Source organism: Thermomonas sp. (genome assembly GCF_041919455.1).
GTDB lineage: Bacteria > Pseudomonadota > Gammaproteobacteria > Xanthomonadales > Xanthomonadaceae > Thermomonas.
Map to the genome: position 1 here is coordinate 160181 of NZ_JAYRTQ010000004.1, position 14120 is coordinate 174300.

Here is a 14120-nt window from a genome sequence, read left to right on the forward strand (position 1 = left end):
ACGTAGCGTCATCGCCAGCCCCTCCCTCCCCCCGGGTGGCGATGGCCTGCGTGCGTCGCCCGGGGCGGTGCCCGGCGTGCCCGATGCGCGCCGCGGCGGCATCGACGCGGTGCTCGCCACCCGCCACGCCGGCACCCGCAAGCTGCGCATCGCCTACGAACTGGCCGGTCCGGCCGGTGCGCCGGTGGTGTTCGTGGCCGGCGGCATTTCCGCGCATCGGCACGTGGCCGCGAACGCGCTGGATCGCGATGCCGGCTGGGCCGAAGGCCTGCTCGATGCCGGCCGCGCGCTGGATCCGGCGAACCTGCGGATCCTCGCGTTCGACTACGTCGGCGCCGATGGCAGCATCGATGCGCCGATCGACACCGCCGACCAGGCCGACGCGCTTGCGCTGTTGCTGGACGCGCTTGGCATCGACGTGCTGGAAGCCTTCGTCGGCTATTCGTACGGCGCGCTGGTCGGCCTGCAACTGGCGGCGCGGCATCCGCAACACCTGCGCAAGCTGGTCGCGGTCAGCGGTGCGCATCGCGCGCATCCGTATGCGGCGGCATGGCGCGCGCTGCAGCGCAAGGCGGTCGCGCTGGGTCAGTTGCAGTGCGCGGATGAGCAGGGCCTGTCGCTGGCCCGCCAGTTCGCGATGTTGAGTTACCGCACGCCGGAGGAATTCGGCGAGCGCTTCGATGCGCCGCCACAGGTCTGCAATGGCCATGTGCGCGTGGCCGCCGAGGATTACCTGGATGCGGCTGGCGCGAAGTTCGTCGCCCGCGTCTCCGCAACCGCATGGCTGCGGCTGTCGGAGTCGATCGACCTGCACCGCGTCGATCCCGTGCGCATCGTGGTTCCGACCACGGTCGTCGCCGTCGAAGGCGACCGCCTGGTTCCGATGTCGGATGCGGTCAGCCTGGTCGAGGGACTTGGCTTGAATGGCCGCCTGCGCGTGCTGCGTTCCCAGTACGGCCACGACGCCTTCCTCAAGGAAACCGACCGCATCGACGCGCTGCTCGCCGGCGAACTGCAGGCCGGCAAGCAACGCCTCACCCCCGTCCACGACGTCAACGATCCGATTGGAGTATCCGTATGAGCCAGGCCCCGACTGCCATCGATGCGCGCCGCGCGACCCGCGCCGTGCGCGCCGGCATCGACCGCGACCCCGCCTACGGTGCGGTCACCCCGCCGCTGGTGCTGTCGTCGAATTTCAGCTTCGCCGGCTTCGGCGAGAAGCGCCAGTACGACTACACCCGCAGCGGCAACCCGACCCGCGACCTGCTGGGCGAGGCGCTGGCCGAACTGGAAGGCGGCGCCGGCGGCGTGGTCACCGCGACCGGCATGGGCGCGATCACCCTCGCACTGAATGCCTTGCTGCAGCCGGGCGACCGGCTGGTGGTGCCGCACGACTGTTACGGCGGCAGCTGGCGGCTGTTCAACGCGCTGGCGAAGAAGGGTGCGTTCGAACTGATCACCTGCGACCTGACCGATCCGCGCGCGCTGGCCGAGGCGTTGCAGGAGTCGCCGGCACTGGTCTGGATCGAGACGCCGTCGAACCCGCTGCTGCGGATCACCGACCTGCGTTTCGTGATCGATGCCGCGCACAAGGCCGGCGCGCTGGCACTGGTCGACAACACCTTCCTGTCGCCGGCGCTGCAGCGCCCGATCGAGGATTTCGACGCCGACTTCGTCCTGCATTCGACCACCAAGTACATCAATGGTCATAGTGATGTGGTCGGTGGTGCGGTGGTCTCGAAGGATCGCGCGCAGCACGAACAGCTCACCTGGTGGGCGAACTGCCTGGGCCTGACCGGCTCGCCGTTCGACAGCTTTCTGACGTTGCGCGGCCTGCGCACGCTGGATGCGCGCCTGCGCGTGCATCAGGAAAACACCGAGGCGCTGGTTGGCCTGCTCGATGGCCATCCGGCGGTCGGGGCGCTGTATTACCCGGGCCTGGCCTCGCATCCGGGGCACGCGCTGGCCGCGCGCCAGCAGCATGGTTTCGGCGCGATGTTGAGCCTGGAACTTGCCGGTGGCGAGGCCGCCGTGCGCGCCTTCGTCGATAGCCTGCAGTACTTCACCCTGGCCGAATCGCTTGGCGGCGTGGAAAGCCTGGTCGCGCATCCGGCCACCATGACCCATGCGGCGATGTCGCCGGAAGCGCGCGCCGTCGCCGGCATCTCCGATGGCCTGCTGCGGTTGTCGGTGGGCATCGAACACGCCGACGACCTGCTGGCCGACATCGGTGCGGCGCTGGACCGCGCGCTGACCTGCGAGGACAAACGCAAGGCCGTCGCACCGTGAGTGCAAGGATCGCGCCGCTGCGCGGTTCCGGCACGAGGCAGGCCCGCGTGGCCCTGCTCGGGACCGGGGTCGTCGGCAGCGCGGTCTGGGCCCGCCTGGCCAGTTGGTCGGGTACGCCGCTGGGCGAGCGGTTGTCGCTGGTGCATGCGGCGAATTCGCGCTTCGCGATCAGCAACCGCGATGGCATCCCGGCCGACACCCGTGAGGTGTTGATGCGCAACCCGCCGCATGCCAGTTCGCTGGATGCGGTGGAAGGCGTGCTCGGTGGCCGTGGCGCGCGCATCGTCATCGATGCCACCGCGTCCGAGGCGGTCGCCGAGCGCCACGCGCACTGGCTGGCCAAGGGCATCCACGTGGTCACTGCCTGCAAGCTGGGGCAAGGCACCACCCTTGCGCGTTGGCATGCGATCCAGGCGGCACGGATCGCCGGTGGCACCGAGTATGGCGACAGCGCCACTGTCGGCGCGGGCCTGCCGTTGCTGCGCAGCCTGCGCGCGCTGCAGGCCGGTGGCGACCGCATCCATGCGATCGCCGGCGTGCTGTCGGGGTCGATGGCCTGGCTGTTCAACCAGTACGACGGACTGCGGTCGTTTTCCGGGTTTGTCCGCCAGGCCTGCGAGGCCGGCTACACCGAGCCCGATCCGCGCGACGACCTGTCCGGTGAGGACGTCCGCCGCAAGCTCCTGATCCTTGCCCGGGCCAGCGGTTATCCGCTCGAAACCGATGCGGTGCAGGTGGAATCGCTGGTGCCGCCGGAATTGGCTGCGTTATCGCCAGCGGCACTCGATGACGGCCTGACGCAACTCGACGGACCATTGCGCGAGCGTTACGCGGCGGCCTATCGGAATGGCGAGAAGCTGCGCTTCGTCGCCCGCCTGCAGGCCGGTGGCCTGGCGACGGTGGGGCTGGAATCGTTGCCCGCCGATCATCCGCTGGTCGGTGGTGCCGGCACCGACAACCGCGTGGCGATCTGGTCGGATCGTTATCGCGACCGTCCGCTGGTGATCCAGGGGCCGGGGGCTGGTGCGGATGTGACGGCCGCCGGCTTGCTCGATGACGCGCTGGCGATCCAGTCCGCGGATGCCGCCTGGACTCAGTCGGCTGCCACCAGGCCGAAGAACGCGTCGATCGGCTGAGGCCGCTGGAACACGTAGCCCTGCGCGTAGTCCACGCCCAGGGCGCGCAAATGCTGCAGCTGCAGTTCGGTCGCGGCCTGTTCGCCGACTGCGCGCTTGCCAAGCAGGTGGGCGATCTCGGTGATCGAGCGCACCACCGCTTCGGACAGCCCGGAATGATCGAGGTCGCGGACGAAGCTGCCGTCGATCTTGAGGTAGTCGACATCGAGGTCGCGCAGGTAGCCGAACGAGCAGAAGCCGGTGCCGAAGTCGTCCAGCGCGAAGCGGCAGCCCAGGTCGCGCATCCGGCCGATGAAGCGACGGGTGCGGGTCATGTCGCGGACCACGCTGGTTTCGGTGATCTCCAGGCAGAACTGCTCCGGATGCAGCGGGCTACGCCGCAACCGGTTGGCGAAGTAGTCGCTGAAATCCTCGTCGGTCAGTGTCGCCGCACCCAGGTTGATGCTGCATTGCTCCACCTTCGACGCCACCTCCGGATGCGCTTCCAGCCAGGCCAGCACCTCGCCGCAGACATAGCGGTCCAGGCGGGGGCCCATGCGGTAGCGCTCGGCGGCGGCGATGAGTTCGCCCGGCGGACGAAGGTTGCCCTCGGCGTCGCGCCAGCGCATGAGGACCTCGAAATGCGCCTGCTCCGGGCCCGGGCTGCGCAGGTCGACGATCGGCTGGCACCACAACTCGACCCGGCGCTGGTCCAGCGCTTCGCGCGCCGCCATCGCGCTGTGCATCAGGCGCGTGCGCACACCAATCCCTTCCGCGTTCTGTTCGGTCGCGAACAGCCGGTTGCCGCCGAGTTCCTTGGCCTCGAAACAGGCGGCATCGGTCTTCGACAGCAGTTCGTCGAAGACCATGTGCGGCGGCTGGCTGGTGGTGAGCCCGATGCTGGCGGTGGTGCCCAGGTTCTGGCCCTGCCAGGCCACGCGCATCGCCTCGATCGCGGACAGCAGCCGGCGGCCACGGGTGGTCGCGCCGGCCGCATCCAGCCGTGCCAGCACCGCGAATTCGTCGCCGCCGGTACGTGCGATCAGCGCGGTGTCGCCGAACTCGGACCTGACCAGCGCCGCCACGTTGCGGATCATTTCATCGCCGGCCACGTGGCTGGCGGAATCGTTGACCAGCTTGAAATGGTCGAGGTCGGCGTACAGCAGGGTGAGTGTGTCGTGGCCGTCGGTGAGCGCGGCGCGCGCCTGCTCCTCGAACGCATCGCGGTTGAGCAGGCCGGTGAGCGGGTCGCGCGTCGCACGATGGTGCAGGGCGGCCATCGCATTGAAGCGTTCCTGGTAGGAGGCCACCAGCAGCATCGGGATCACCGAGTGCACCACCAGCGCACCCATCATCAGTGCCGTGTCCTGCAGGGTTTCCGGGCGCTGGAACCCGCCCGCGCCGAGCCCCAGCATCAGCGCCAGGAAGATGGTCACGCCCATCGTGGCGCAGGCGGTGAACATCGGCGGATAGCGCGCCGCCGACCACAGCAGCAAGGCCAGCGGCAGGCTGGCAAGCGCGAGCGGATACATGCTGCCTTCGCGGCCGATGTAGAACGCCGCCAGCATCGCCAGCAGCATCAGCAGCGCCCACATCACCCGCTCGCGGCGGCCGCCTTCGGTCGGCATCGCGTGGGCCGCGTTGCGGCGATTGATGTTGAACAGGAACAGCAGGCTGGGCGTCACCGCGGTGATACCCAGCAGGTCGCCGAGCAGCCATTGCGTATAGACGCGCATCAGGTCGTCCGGTGGCACCATCCCGGCCTGCAGCATGCCGACCGTGCCGATCGCGGCACTGATCAGGCCCAGCAGGATGCCGCCCCGAAGCAACAGCAAGCCGTCGTTCATGCGGAATTGCAGTTTCGTGCGGCGGTGCTGCACATAGGCGCAGACGATGACGGTCGCGACCGAATTGCTGGCCACCGAATACAGCAGGAAGGTGCTGGGCACCGGCACCACGAACAGGTGCAGCAGCAGTTGGGCGATGGCGATCGTCGGTGCCTGCTTCAGGCCGTAGCGCAGGACCGCGGCATAGCCGATGCCCGCAGCAGGCCAGAACAGGGTGACGTCGGCCGGGGTGCGCAGGTAAAGCACGGCGATCACCGCCCCGGCGAAATACAGCCCGGTCAGCAGTGCCCCCCGCAACACGCTCGCCAACAAGGCTTGCATGCATTCAGTCTAGACCGGTAATGCCCCGCGTTGTCACCACTCTCGCGTGGCAGCTTGTGATCTCAGCACTCGATCACGTTGACCGCCAGGCCGCCGCGGCTGGTTTCCTTGTACTTGTCCTGCATGTCGCGGCCGGTGTCGCGCATGGTCTTGATCACCTTGTCCAGGCTGACCTTGTGCTTGCCGTCGCCACGCAGGGCCATGCGACTGGCATTGATCGCCTTGACCGCGCCCATCGCGTTGCGCTCGATGCAGGGGATCTGCACCAGCCCGCCGATCGGGTCGCAGGTCAGCCCCAGGTTGTGCTCCATGCCGATCTCCGCGGCGTTCTCGACCTGCCCGGGGGTGCCGCCGAGCGCGGCGGTCAGGCCGGCCGCGGCCATCGAGCAGGCCACGCCAACCTCGCCCTGGCAGCCGACCTCGGCGCCGCTGATGCTGGCGTTTTCCTTGTAGAGGATGCCGACCGCCGCCGCGGTGAGCAGGAAATCGAACACGCCCTTTTCGTTGGCGCCGGCGCAGAAGCGGTCGTAGTAATGCAGCACCGCCGGGATGATCCCGGCCGCACCATTGGTGGGGGCGGTGACCACGCGGCCGCCTGCGGCGTTCTCTTCGTTCACCGCCAGCGCGTAGAGGTTGACCCAGTCGAGTACCGTCAGTGGGTCGCGCATCGCCGCCTCCGGCTTGGCCGACAGTTCGGCGTGCAGCGATGGTGCGCGCCGCGAGACGTGCAGGCCGCCGGGCAGGGTGCCGGTCTCGCGGATGCCGCGCGCCACGCAGTCCTGCATCGCCTGCCAGAGTTCGCGCAGGCCGGCGATGACCTCGTCGTCGCTGCGCCAGGCGCGTTCGTTCTCCAGCATCAGCTGCGCGATCGACAGCCCCGACTCGGCGCAGCGCGCCAGCAATTCATCGCCGCTTGAGAACGGGTGCGCGACCGGCGTGGTGTCGGCGACGATGCGGTCTTCCGCGGCCTCGTCCTGGTTGACCACGAAGCCGCCACCGACCGAGTAGTAATCGCGGCTGGCGATCTCGGCGCCGTTGGCGTCGTAGGCGATGAAGCGCATGCCGTTGGTGTGGAACGGCAGCTTCTGCCGCTTGTTCATCACCAGGTCGGATTTTTCGTTGAAGGCGATTTCGCGCCCGCCGTGCAAACGGATCAGCTTGCTCCCGCGGATGCGTTCCAGCGCGGCGGGGATGAGGTCGGGATCGATCCTGTTCGGCCAATGGCCTTCCAGTCCCATCAGCACCGCCTTGTCGGTGCCGTGGCCGCGGCCGGTCAGGGCCAGCGAACCGAACACCTCGGCGCGCACCCTGGCGACATCGCCGAGGCGGCCGGCTTCGGCCAGGTGGTGCTCGACGAACCGCGCCGCCGCGCGCATCGGCCCGACCGTGTGCGAGGAGCTCGGACCGATGCCGATCTTGTAGAGGTCGAAGGTGGAAACGGCCATGGCTGCGCGCTGCGTGGCGGGAACGGGCCGCTATTCTAGGCCGCCGGCCGCGATGGCCACCGACGCGGGCGTATGGAACTCACCCTCTACCAGCGCGACACCTGTCATCTGTGCGATCTCGCGCTCGAGATCCTGGCCGATGCGCGCGTGCCGGATTTCGAGAGCGTCTTCATCGACGGCGACGATGCGCTGGAGGCGCGTTATGGCCTGCGCGTCCCGGTACTGCGCGACGAAGTGCGCGGGATCGAACTGGACTGGCCGTTCGATGCAGAGGCCGTACGCGGGATGATGCAGGACTCGCGCTAGCTAGGTCGCGGTGTCGTTGGGCCAGACCGCACCCGGTAGCGTTTCGCATGCATGCCCGCGCTCGCCGAGCACCACACGCAGGGCGCGACCGCTGGCATCGGTGAAACCACCCCCGGGACGCAGGCAGACCACGCGCCTGCCAGCTTCGACATGCCGCGACAACACGTCGGCCAGCTCGTCGGCGGGCGGTAGCGGCTGCATCGCGGCATCGCGGCGGGCCATGTCGACGATCGCCTGCGCCACACCATCGCCGACGAGCACTAGGTCCGCCTGGTTGAGCAGGCGCAATGCGCGCAACGCGAGCAGCCCCGGATCGCCATCGCCGCAGCCGACCAGCGCGACGGAGCCGGCCTTGCGAGGCGTGCCACCCTCGGCCAACGCGGCCTCGAATGCATGCTCTGCCGCGTCCATGTTGCCGGCGCGCAGGAACGCCGGAATGTTGCCGGTCAGGATCGCCTCGAACCAGTCGCGGCGTTCGCGCATCACCGGCAGTCGCTCGCGGATACGGCCGCGATGTCGCGCGAACATGCCGGCCAGTGCGCCGATGCTGGGATCGAGCTCGGCCTCGAGCCGTTCGCGCAAATGGCGTGCCAGCATCGGCGCGGCGCCTGCCGAGGAAATCGCGATGGTGATCGGATCCCGGTCGACCACCGCCGGTACCTGGTAGCTCGACAGCTCGGCATCGTCGACCACGTTGATCCAGCGCTTCGCCGCTGCGGCCATGCCGGCCAGGTCGCGGTTGAGCGCGGGGTCGTCGGTCGCCGCCACCACCAGCCACGCACGTTCGATCCATCGCGGGTCGACGGCATCGCCATGCAGGCGTTGCAGGCGTCCCGCCGCCGCCAAGGTCTGCAATCCCGGCGCCAGTTCACGGGCATGCACCAGCACCTGCGCACCCGCCCGCAGCAGTGCCTGGATCTTGCGCGTGGCGACTTCGCCGCCGCCCACCACCAGTACCTCGCGGCCGTGCAGATCGGCGAACAGGGGAAACAGCGGCATCGGGGCTCCACGGGGCGTTTTCACGGTTATGCTGCAGGGCAACATCGCACGGCACAAGCCCAATCTGCACCCGCCAATGCGTGTCCTCCTGGTCAACGATACCCCCAAGCCCATCGCCGAACTGGCGCAGGTGCTTCGCGGTGTCGGTTACGAGGTGCTGACCCATGCGGACTGCGCCGCGGGGCTGCTCAAGGCGGTGCAGGACATCAAGCCGGATGCGGTGATCCTGGATGTCGATTCGCCCTCGCGCGACACCCTGGAGCAGTTGTCCATGCTCAACCGCCACGCACCACGTCCGGTGGTGATGTTCGCTGCCGATGGCGATGACGCGCTGATCCGCGACGCAATCGGTGCAGGGGTGGTGGCGTACGTGGTCGATGGCCTGTCGCCGGCGCGGGTGGCACCGATCCTGCGCGTGGCGATGGCCCGCTTCGAGCAGCAGGCGCATGTCCGCCAGCGGGTCGACGAACTGGAACAGAAACTGGTCGACCGCAAGGACATCGACCGCGCCAAGGGCCTGCTGATGGATCGTCGCGGGATGAGCGAGGCCGATGCCTACGCGGCGCTGCGCCAGCAGGCGATGAAGCAGGGCCTGAAGCTGGCGGACGTGGCGCGCCGGATCTTGTCCATGGCCGACTTGCTGGGATGAGCCGATGACCAATCCGCCGATTGCCGGAGCCGACCTGCGCACGCTCGATGTGGGTTTCATGCCGCTGCTCGATGCGGCGCCACTGGTGGCGGCCGTGCGCCTTGGCATGGACCGTGTGCGTGGCTTGCAGTTGCGGCTGCATCGGCAGGCGTCGTGGGCCGCGGTGCGCGATCGCCTGCTGTCAGGCGAGCTGGACGCGGCGCATGCGATGTCGGCGATGGTGCTGGGCGTGCAGACCGGCATCGGCGGACCGCGCGCGGACCTGGCGATCCTCACCGGCTTGAATCGCAACGGCCAGGCGATCGTCCTGTCCGGCGCGCTGGCGGATGCGCTGGAACAGGCGACGGCCACCGGACAATCGCTCGGCGCGGTGCTGCGCGCGTTGCCCCGACGCGCGGTGTTCGCGCAGACCTTCCCCACCGGCACGCATGCGCTGTGGCTCTATCGCTGGCTGGCGCTGCAGGGCGTGGAGCCGATGCGCGACATCGAAGCGGTCAGCCTGCCGCCATCGGAGATGCCGCAGGCCCTTGCGGCGGGACTGCTGGACGGTTACTGCGCCGGCGAGCCCTGGGGCGAACAGGGCGAAGCGCTGGGTGTGGGCCGCCGCGTCGCGCGCACTGGCCAACTGTGGCCCGGTCATCCGGAAAAAGTGCTGGCGTGCCGGCGGGATTTCGCCGAACTGGAGCCGGAGGTCGTGGTCGCCCTGACCACCGCCGTGCTCGATGCCTGCCGCTGGCTGGATGCCGATCCGGCGCACCGTTTGCGGGTGGCCGAGTGGCTGGCGGAGCCCGACTGCATCGGGTTGCCTGTCGAGCGCCTGGCGGCCTGCCTGCTGCCGCGCGAAGGCGAGCCTGCGGGGCAGTGCCTGCAATTCCATGCCGGTGGTCTGGCGAACATGCCGTCGGTCGATGACGGGCGCTGGTTCCTCGGCCAGTTCCGTCGCTGGGGTTGGTTGCCGCCGGTGGTTTCGAGCGCAGACGATGATTGGTTGGCCGAGGTGTACCGGCTCGACGACTGGCGGAAGGCCGCGGATGCGTTGGGCATCGTGCAGCCCAAGGAAGGCGGCGTCGGTATCGAAGGCTGAGCAGCGCTCTTGTTGATCGCTTCTGCACCAAGCAGGTGCAACGCAACGCCATCGCGGTGCAAATCAACGGCCAAGCGCTGTGGTTCTCCCAGGCGATCACGGTTTGCTGTTCTGCAAGTCATTGAAAAACAACGAGTCGATTGAATTGCTGCATAGCGGCAAAACTTGGCACGGCGATTGCATTGCACTCCATGGCAGCCACAACGACGTGGTTGCCGACAATTCGATCAGGTAGCCCGGCCAACGGCGGTCGAGCCACCCAGACAACGGCGTCTTCCCGGTGCGAACCGGGAGACGCCGTTTTTGTTTTCAGCGCTGCAACCCCGACCTCACTGCCGCCCGCAGGGCGGCCCATACGGAGATGGCCTGGAATGAACCGATCCTTCTGGAAGGCCGGCCACACGCCGACACTGCTTTCCGCTTTCCTGTATTTCGACTTGAGCTTCATGGTCTGGTACCTGCTGGGGCCCTTGCAGGTGCAGATCGCCCAGGCGCTCGCACTGGACACGCAACAGCGCGCACTGATGGTGGCGGTGCCGATCCTGTGTGGAGCGGTGCTGCGGTTGTTCCTGGGACTGTTGGCTGACCGCATCGGTGCCAAGCGCACCGGCATGCTCGCGCAAGCCGTGGTGATCGTCGCGCTGCTGGTGGCCTGGATGCTGGGCGTGGAGAGCTTTGGCCAGGTGCTGCTGCTGGGTGCGATGCTCGGCGTCGCCGGTGCCTCGTTCGCGGTGGCCCTGCCGCTGGCCTCGCGCTGGTACCCGCCGGAACACCAGGGCACGGCGATGGGCATTGCCGGCGCGGGCAATTCCGGCACCGTACTCGCCGCGCTGTTTGCGCCGATGCTGGCGGTGGCCTTCGGCTTCCGCAACGTGTTCGGCCTGGCCTGCATCCCGCTGGTGGTGGTGCTGGTGGTGTTCGCGGCCTGCGCGAAGGATGCGCCGGTGGCGGTGGCGCGCAAGACGCTGGGCGACTACGCCAGGGTGCTGGTCGGCAACCGCGACTCATGGTGGTTCATGTTTTTCTACGCGATCACCTTCGGCGGCTTCGCAGGGTTCGCCAGTGCGCTGCCAGGGTATTTCCACGACCAGTTCGGCTTCGAACCCAAGCTCGCCGGCTGGGCCACCGCCGCCTGCGTGCTGGCCGGCTCGGTGATGCGGCCGCTGGGCGGGGTGATCGCCGACCGCATCGGCGGCACCCGTTCGCTGCAGATGGTCTATGCGGCAGTGACCGTGCTGGTCGCCGTGGCCGCACTCGGCGTGGGCGGACCGGCGGCGACCGTGGCGTTGTTCGTGCTCACCCTCCTGTGCCTGGGTGCCGGCAATGGCGCGGTGTTCCAGCTGGTGCCGCAACGCTTCGGCAGCGAGATCGGCCTGATGACCGGGTTGATCGGCATGGCGGGTGGCGTCGGCGGCTTCCTGCTGGCGGCCGGACTGGGCGTGCTCAAGCAGCAGTTCGGCAGTTACGCCATCGGGTTGTGGTTGTTCGCCGGCGTCGCACTGGCGGCGGCGCTTTGCATGGTCGGCGTGAAGCAGCGCTGGCGCATGGGCTGGGTGCAGCTCGGCACGGCGCGGGTCTGAGGAGCAGCGACGATGAAGAAACCGAGATTAGTGTTGGTGGGCAACGGCATGGCCGGCATTCGCACGCTGGAAGAATTGCTGAAGCTGCAGCCGGACATGTACGACATCACCGTATTCGGTGCGGAGCCGCATCCGAACTACAACCGCATCCTGCTGTCGCCGGTGCTGGCCGGCGAGCAGGCCTTCGACGAGATCGTGCTCAACCCGCTGTCCTGGTATGCGGACAACGGCATCACCCTGCACCTGGGCAAGGAAGTGACGCGGATCGACCGCGTGCATCGCAAGGTGATCGCCGGCGACGGCACCGAAGCCGAGTACGACCGCCTGCTGCTGGCCACCGGCTCGGTGCCCTTCATCCTGCCGGTGCCCGGCAAGGACCTGAAGGGGGTGATCGGCTACCGCGACATCCACGACACCCAGACCATGATCGACACCGCCAGGGTGAAGAAGCACGCGGTGGTGATCGGCGGCGGCCTGCTCGGGCTGGAGGCGGCCAACGGCCTGAAGCTGCGCGGCATGGAAGTGACCGTGGTCCACCTCGCCGGCTGGCTGCTGGAGCGCCAGCTCGACCCGGTGGCCGGCGCCCTGCTGGAGAAGTCGCTGGTCGAGCGCGGACTGTCGTTCCGGCTCAACACCTCGACCACGGAGATCGTGGGCAACGCGGCCGGCGAGGTCGCCGCGGTGCGCTTCTCCGACGGCGAGGAGATCCCGGCCGATCTGGTGGTGATGGCCGCCGGCATCCGTCCCAACACCGCCCTGGCCCAGGCCGCGGGCATCCACTGCAACCGCGGGATCGTGGTCAACGACACCCTGCAGACCTACGACCCGCGCGTCTATGCCGTGGGCGAGTGCGCCAGCCATCGTGGAATCGCGTATGGCCTGGTCGCGCCGCTGTTCGAGCAGGCCAAGATCTGCGCCAACCATCTGGCCACCTACGGCATCGGCATCTACAAGGGCTCGGCGGTCTCGACCAAGCTCAAGGTCACCGGCATCGACCTGTTCTCGGCCGGCGAATTCATGGGCGGCGAGGGCACCGAGGAGATCGTGCTCTCCGACCCGGCCGGCGGCCTGTACAAGAAGCTGGTGATCAAGGACGACAAGCTGGTCGGTGCCTGCCTGTACGGCGACACCGGCGACGGCGCCTGGTACTTCAAGCAGATCAAGGACGCCGCGGCCATCGGCGACCGCCGCGACACCCTGGCCTTCGGCGAGACCGCCTTGGGCGACGCCGGCACCGGCGGCCAGGACCGCGCCGCGAGCATGGCCGATTCGGACGAGGTCTGCGGCTGCAATGGCGTGTGCAAGGGCACCATCGTCAAGGCCGTGCGCGAGCAGGGCCTGTTCACCGTTGACGAGGTCAAGAAGCACACCAAGGCCGCCAGTTCCTGCGGCTCGTGCACCGGCCTGGTCGAGCAGATCCTGATGAACTGCCTGGGCTCCAACTTCCAGGAGACGCCCAAGACCAAGGCGGTGTGCGGCTGCACCGCGCTGACCCACGCCGAGGTCCGGCAGGCGATCCGCGAGCACCACCTGGTCAGCCACGCCCAGGCCTACGCCTTCATGGAATGGCGCACGCCCAACGGCTGCGCCACCTGCCGCCCGGCGGTGAACTACTACCTGCTTTCGACCTGGCCGCGCGAGGCGGTGGACGACCCGCAGAGCCGCTTCATCAACGAGCGCGCCCACGCCAACATCCAGAAGGACGGCACCTTCTCGGTGATCCCGCAGATGAAGGGCGGCGTCACCAACGCCAGCGAACTGCGCCGGATCGCCGATGTCGCCGACAAGTACGCGGTACCGATGGTCAAGGTCACCGGTGGCCAGCGCATCGACCTGCTCGGGGTAAAAAAGGAAGACCTGGTCGGGGTGTGGAAGGACCTGGGGATGAATTCGGGCCACGCCTACGGCAAGTCCATCCGCACGGTGAAGACCTGCGTGGGCAGCGAGTTCTGCCGCTTCGGCACCCAGAACAGCACCCAGATGGGCATCGACCTGGAGACCATGCTGGCCAACATGTGGAGCCCGCACAAGGTCAAGCTGGCGGTGTCCGGCTGCCCGCGCAACTGCGCCGAGTCGGGGATCAAGGACGTGGGCATCATCGCGGTGGATTCGGGTTGGGAGATCCACGTCGGCGGCAACGGCGGAATCAAGACCGAGGTCGCGCGCTTCCTGTGCAAGGTCAGGACCGCCGACGAGGTCAAGGAATACACCGGCGCCTTCCTGCAGCTGTACCGCGAAGAGGCCTACTACCTCGACCGCACCGTGCACTACATCGAGCGGGTCGGCCTGGACTACGTCAAGCGCAAGGTGGTGGAGGACGCCGACACCCGCCGCGCGCTGTACGAGCGCCTGCTGTTCGCGCTGGAGGGCCTGCCCGACCCGTGGGCCGCGCGCATCGCCGGCGCGCAGGCGCGCGAGTACGCGCCGCTGAAGCTGCCGGCCGCCGGCACCGACCGGCGCATCCCCGTGGCCCTGGAGGACTGAA

The 14120-nt window shown here is 68.4% G+C and carries 12 protein-coding genes; 8 read left to right on the plus strand and 4 right to left on the minus strand.

Annotated features, from left to right (window positions below):
- Nucleotides 1-67 precede the first annotated feature (67 nt).
- From ACE3T8_RS03935 to ACE3T8_RS03945, 3 genes are read left to right on the plus strand one after another with little or no spacing between them, the layout of a single operon-like run.
- Nucleotides 68-1081, plus strand: coding sequence for a homoserine O-succinyltransferase (locus tag ACE3T8_RS03935; protein ID WP_374607060.1), 1014 nt, complete (start codon nucleotides 68-70; stop codon nucleotides 1079-1081).
- The gene (locus ACE3T8_RS03940) at nucleotides 1078-2289 is read left to right on the plus strand and encodes an O-succinylhomoserine (thiol)-lyase (RefSeq protein WP_374606974.1); all 1212 of its coding nucleotides are present in this window, start codon (nucleotides 1078-1080) and stop codon (nucleotides 2287-2289) included. Before ACE3T8_RS03935 ends, ACE3T8_RS03940 begins: the two co-directional genes overlap by 4 nt.
- Nucleotides 2286-3425: a homoserine dehydrogenase gene (locus ACE3T8_RS03945; RefSeq protein WP_374606975.1), complete on the plus strand. Its 1140-nt coding sequence runs from the start codon at nucleotides 2286-2288 to the stop codon at nucleotides 3423-3425. Before ACE3T8_RS03940 ends, ACE3T8_RS03945 begins: the two co-directional genes overlap by 4 nt.
- Here ACE3T8_RS03945 and ACE3T8_RS03950 read toward each other — a convergent pair.
- Nucleotides 3383-5572, minus strand: coding sequence for a putative bifunctional diguanylate cyclase/phosphodiesterase (locus ACE3T8_RS03950; protein WP_374606977.1), 2190 nt, complete (start codon nucleotides 5570-5572; stop codon nucleotides 3383-3385). The genes ACE3T8_RS03945 and ACE3T8_RS03950 overlap by 43 nt on opposite strands.
- A gap of 62 nt (nucleotides 5573-5634) precedes the next feature.
- Nucleotides 5635-7017: an L-serine ammonia-lyase gene (locus ACE3T8_RS03955; protein WP_374606979.1), complete on the minus strand. Its 1383-nt coding sequence runs from the start codon at nucleotides 7015-7017 to the stop codon at nucleotides 5635-5637.
- Between the two features lie 72 nt (nucleotides 7018-7089).
- On the opposite strand from ACE3T8_RS03955, the gene ACE3T8_RS03960 reads away from it, so the two are divergent.
- A complete protein-coding gene (locus tag ACE3T8_RS03960) occupies nucleotides 7090-7323 on the plus strand; it encodes a glutaredoxin family protein (protein WP_374606981.1) in 234 nt (77 codons plus the stop codon).
- Here the strand turns inward: ACE3T8_RS03960 and ACE3T8_RS03965 are convergent, their stop codons facing one another.
- The gene (locus tag ACE3T8_RS03965; protein WP_374606982.1) at nucleotides 7324-8322 is read right to left on the minus strand and encodes a siroheme synthase; all 999 of its coding nucleotides are present in this window, start codon (nucleotides 8320-8322) and stop codon (nucleotides 7324-7326) included.
- A 76-nt stretch (nucleotides 8323-8398) separates the two neighbouring features.
- Between ACE3T8_RS03965 and ACE3T8_RS03970 the strand changes: the two genes are divergently transcribed.
- The gene (locus tag ACE3T8_RS03970) at nucleotides 8399-8971 is read left to right on the plus strand and encodes an ANTAR domain-containing response regulator (protein ID WP_374606983.1); all 573 of its coding nucleotides are present in this window, start codon (nucleotides 8399-8401) and stop codon (nucleotides 8969-8971) included.
- A 19-nt stretch (nucleotides 8972-8990) separates the two neighbouring features.
- Nucleotides 8991-10055: a CmpA/NrtA family ABC transporter substrate-binding protein gene (locus tag ACE3T8_RS03975; protein WP_374607062.1), complete on the plus strand. Its 1065-nt coding sequence runs from the start codon at nucleotides 8991-8993 to the stop codon at nucleotides 10053-10055.
- A gap of 118 nt (nucleotides 10056-10173) precedes the next feature.
- Here ACE3T8_RS03975 and ACE3T8_RS03980 read toward each other — a convergent pair whose 3' ends face one another.
- Complete coding sequence (locus ACE3T8_RS03980; protein ID WP_374607067.1) at nucleotides 10174-10503, minus strand: hypothetical protein; 330 nt, start codon at nucleotides 10501-10503, stop codon at nucleotides 10174-10176.
- On the opposite strand from ACE3T8_RS03980, the gene ACE3T8_RS03985 reads away from it, so the two are divergent.
- Both ACE3T8_RS03985 and nirB read left to right on the plus strand, forming a co-directional pair.
- Nucleotides 10466-11635: a nitrate/nitrite transporter gene (locus tag ACE3T8_RS03985; RefSeq protein WP_374607064.1), complete on the plus strand. Its 1170-nt coding sequence runs from the start codon at nucleotides 10466-10468 to the stop codon at nucleotides 11633-11635. The two genes, ACE3T8_RS03980 and ACE3T8_RS03985, sit on opposite strands and share 38 nt — an antisense overlap.
- Before the next feature lie 12 nt (nucleotides 11636-11647).
- The gene (gene nirB / locus ACE3T8_RS03990; protein WP_374606985.1) at nucleotides 11648-14119 is read left to right on the plus strand and encodes a nitrite reductase large subunit NirB; all 2472 of its coding nucleotides are present in this window, start codon (nucleotides 11648-11650) and stop codon (nucleotides 14117-14119) included.
- Nucleotide 14120 lies beyond the last annotated feature (1 nt).

Bases quoted from the DNA above. Each gene is read 5' to 3' on its own strand.
- ACE3T8_RS03950 (WP_374606977.1), bottom strand. From the start codon at position 5,572: ATGCAAGCCTTGTTGGCGAGCGTGTTGCGGGGGGCACTGCTGACCGGG.
- ACE3T8_RS03980 (WP_374607067.1), bottom strand. From the start codon at position 10,503: ATGAAGCTCAAGTCGAAATACAGGAAAGCGGAAAGCAGTGTCGGCGTG.
- nirB (WP_374606985.1), top strand. From the start codon at position 11,648: ATGAAGAAACCGAGATTAGTGTTGGTGGGCAACGGCATGGCCGGCATT.
- ACE3T8_RS03960 (WP_374606981.1), top strand. From the start codon at position 7,090: ATGGAACTCACCCTCTACCAGCGCGACACCTGTCATCTGTGCGATCTC.
- ACE3T8_RS03955 (WP_374606979.1), bottom strand. From the start codon at position 7,017: ATGGCCGTTTCCACCTTCGACCTCTACAAGATCGGCATCGGTCCGAGC.
- ACE3T8_RS03970 (WP_374606983.1), top strand. From the start codon at position 8,399: ATGCGTGTCCTCCTGGTCAACGATACCCCCAAGCCCATCGCCGAACTG.
- ACE3T8_RS03940 (WP_374606974.1), top strand. From the start codon at position 1,078: ATGAGCCAGGCCCCGACTGCCATCGATGCGCGCCGCGCGACCCGCGCC.
- ACE3T8_RS03965 (WP_374606982.1), bottom strand. From the start codon at position 8,322: ATGCCGCTGTTTCCCCTGTTCGCCGATCTGCACGGCCGCGAGGTACTG.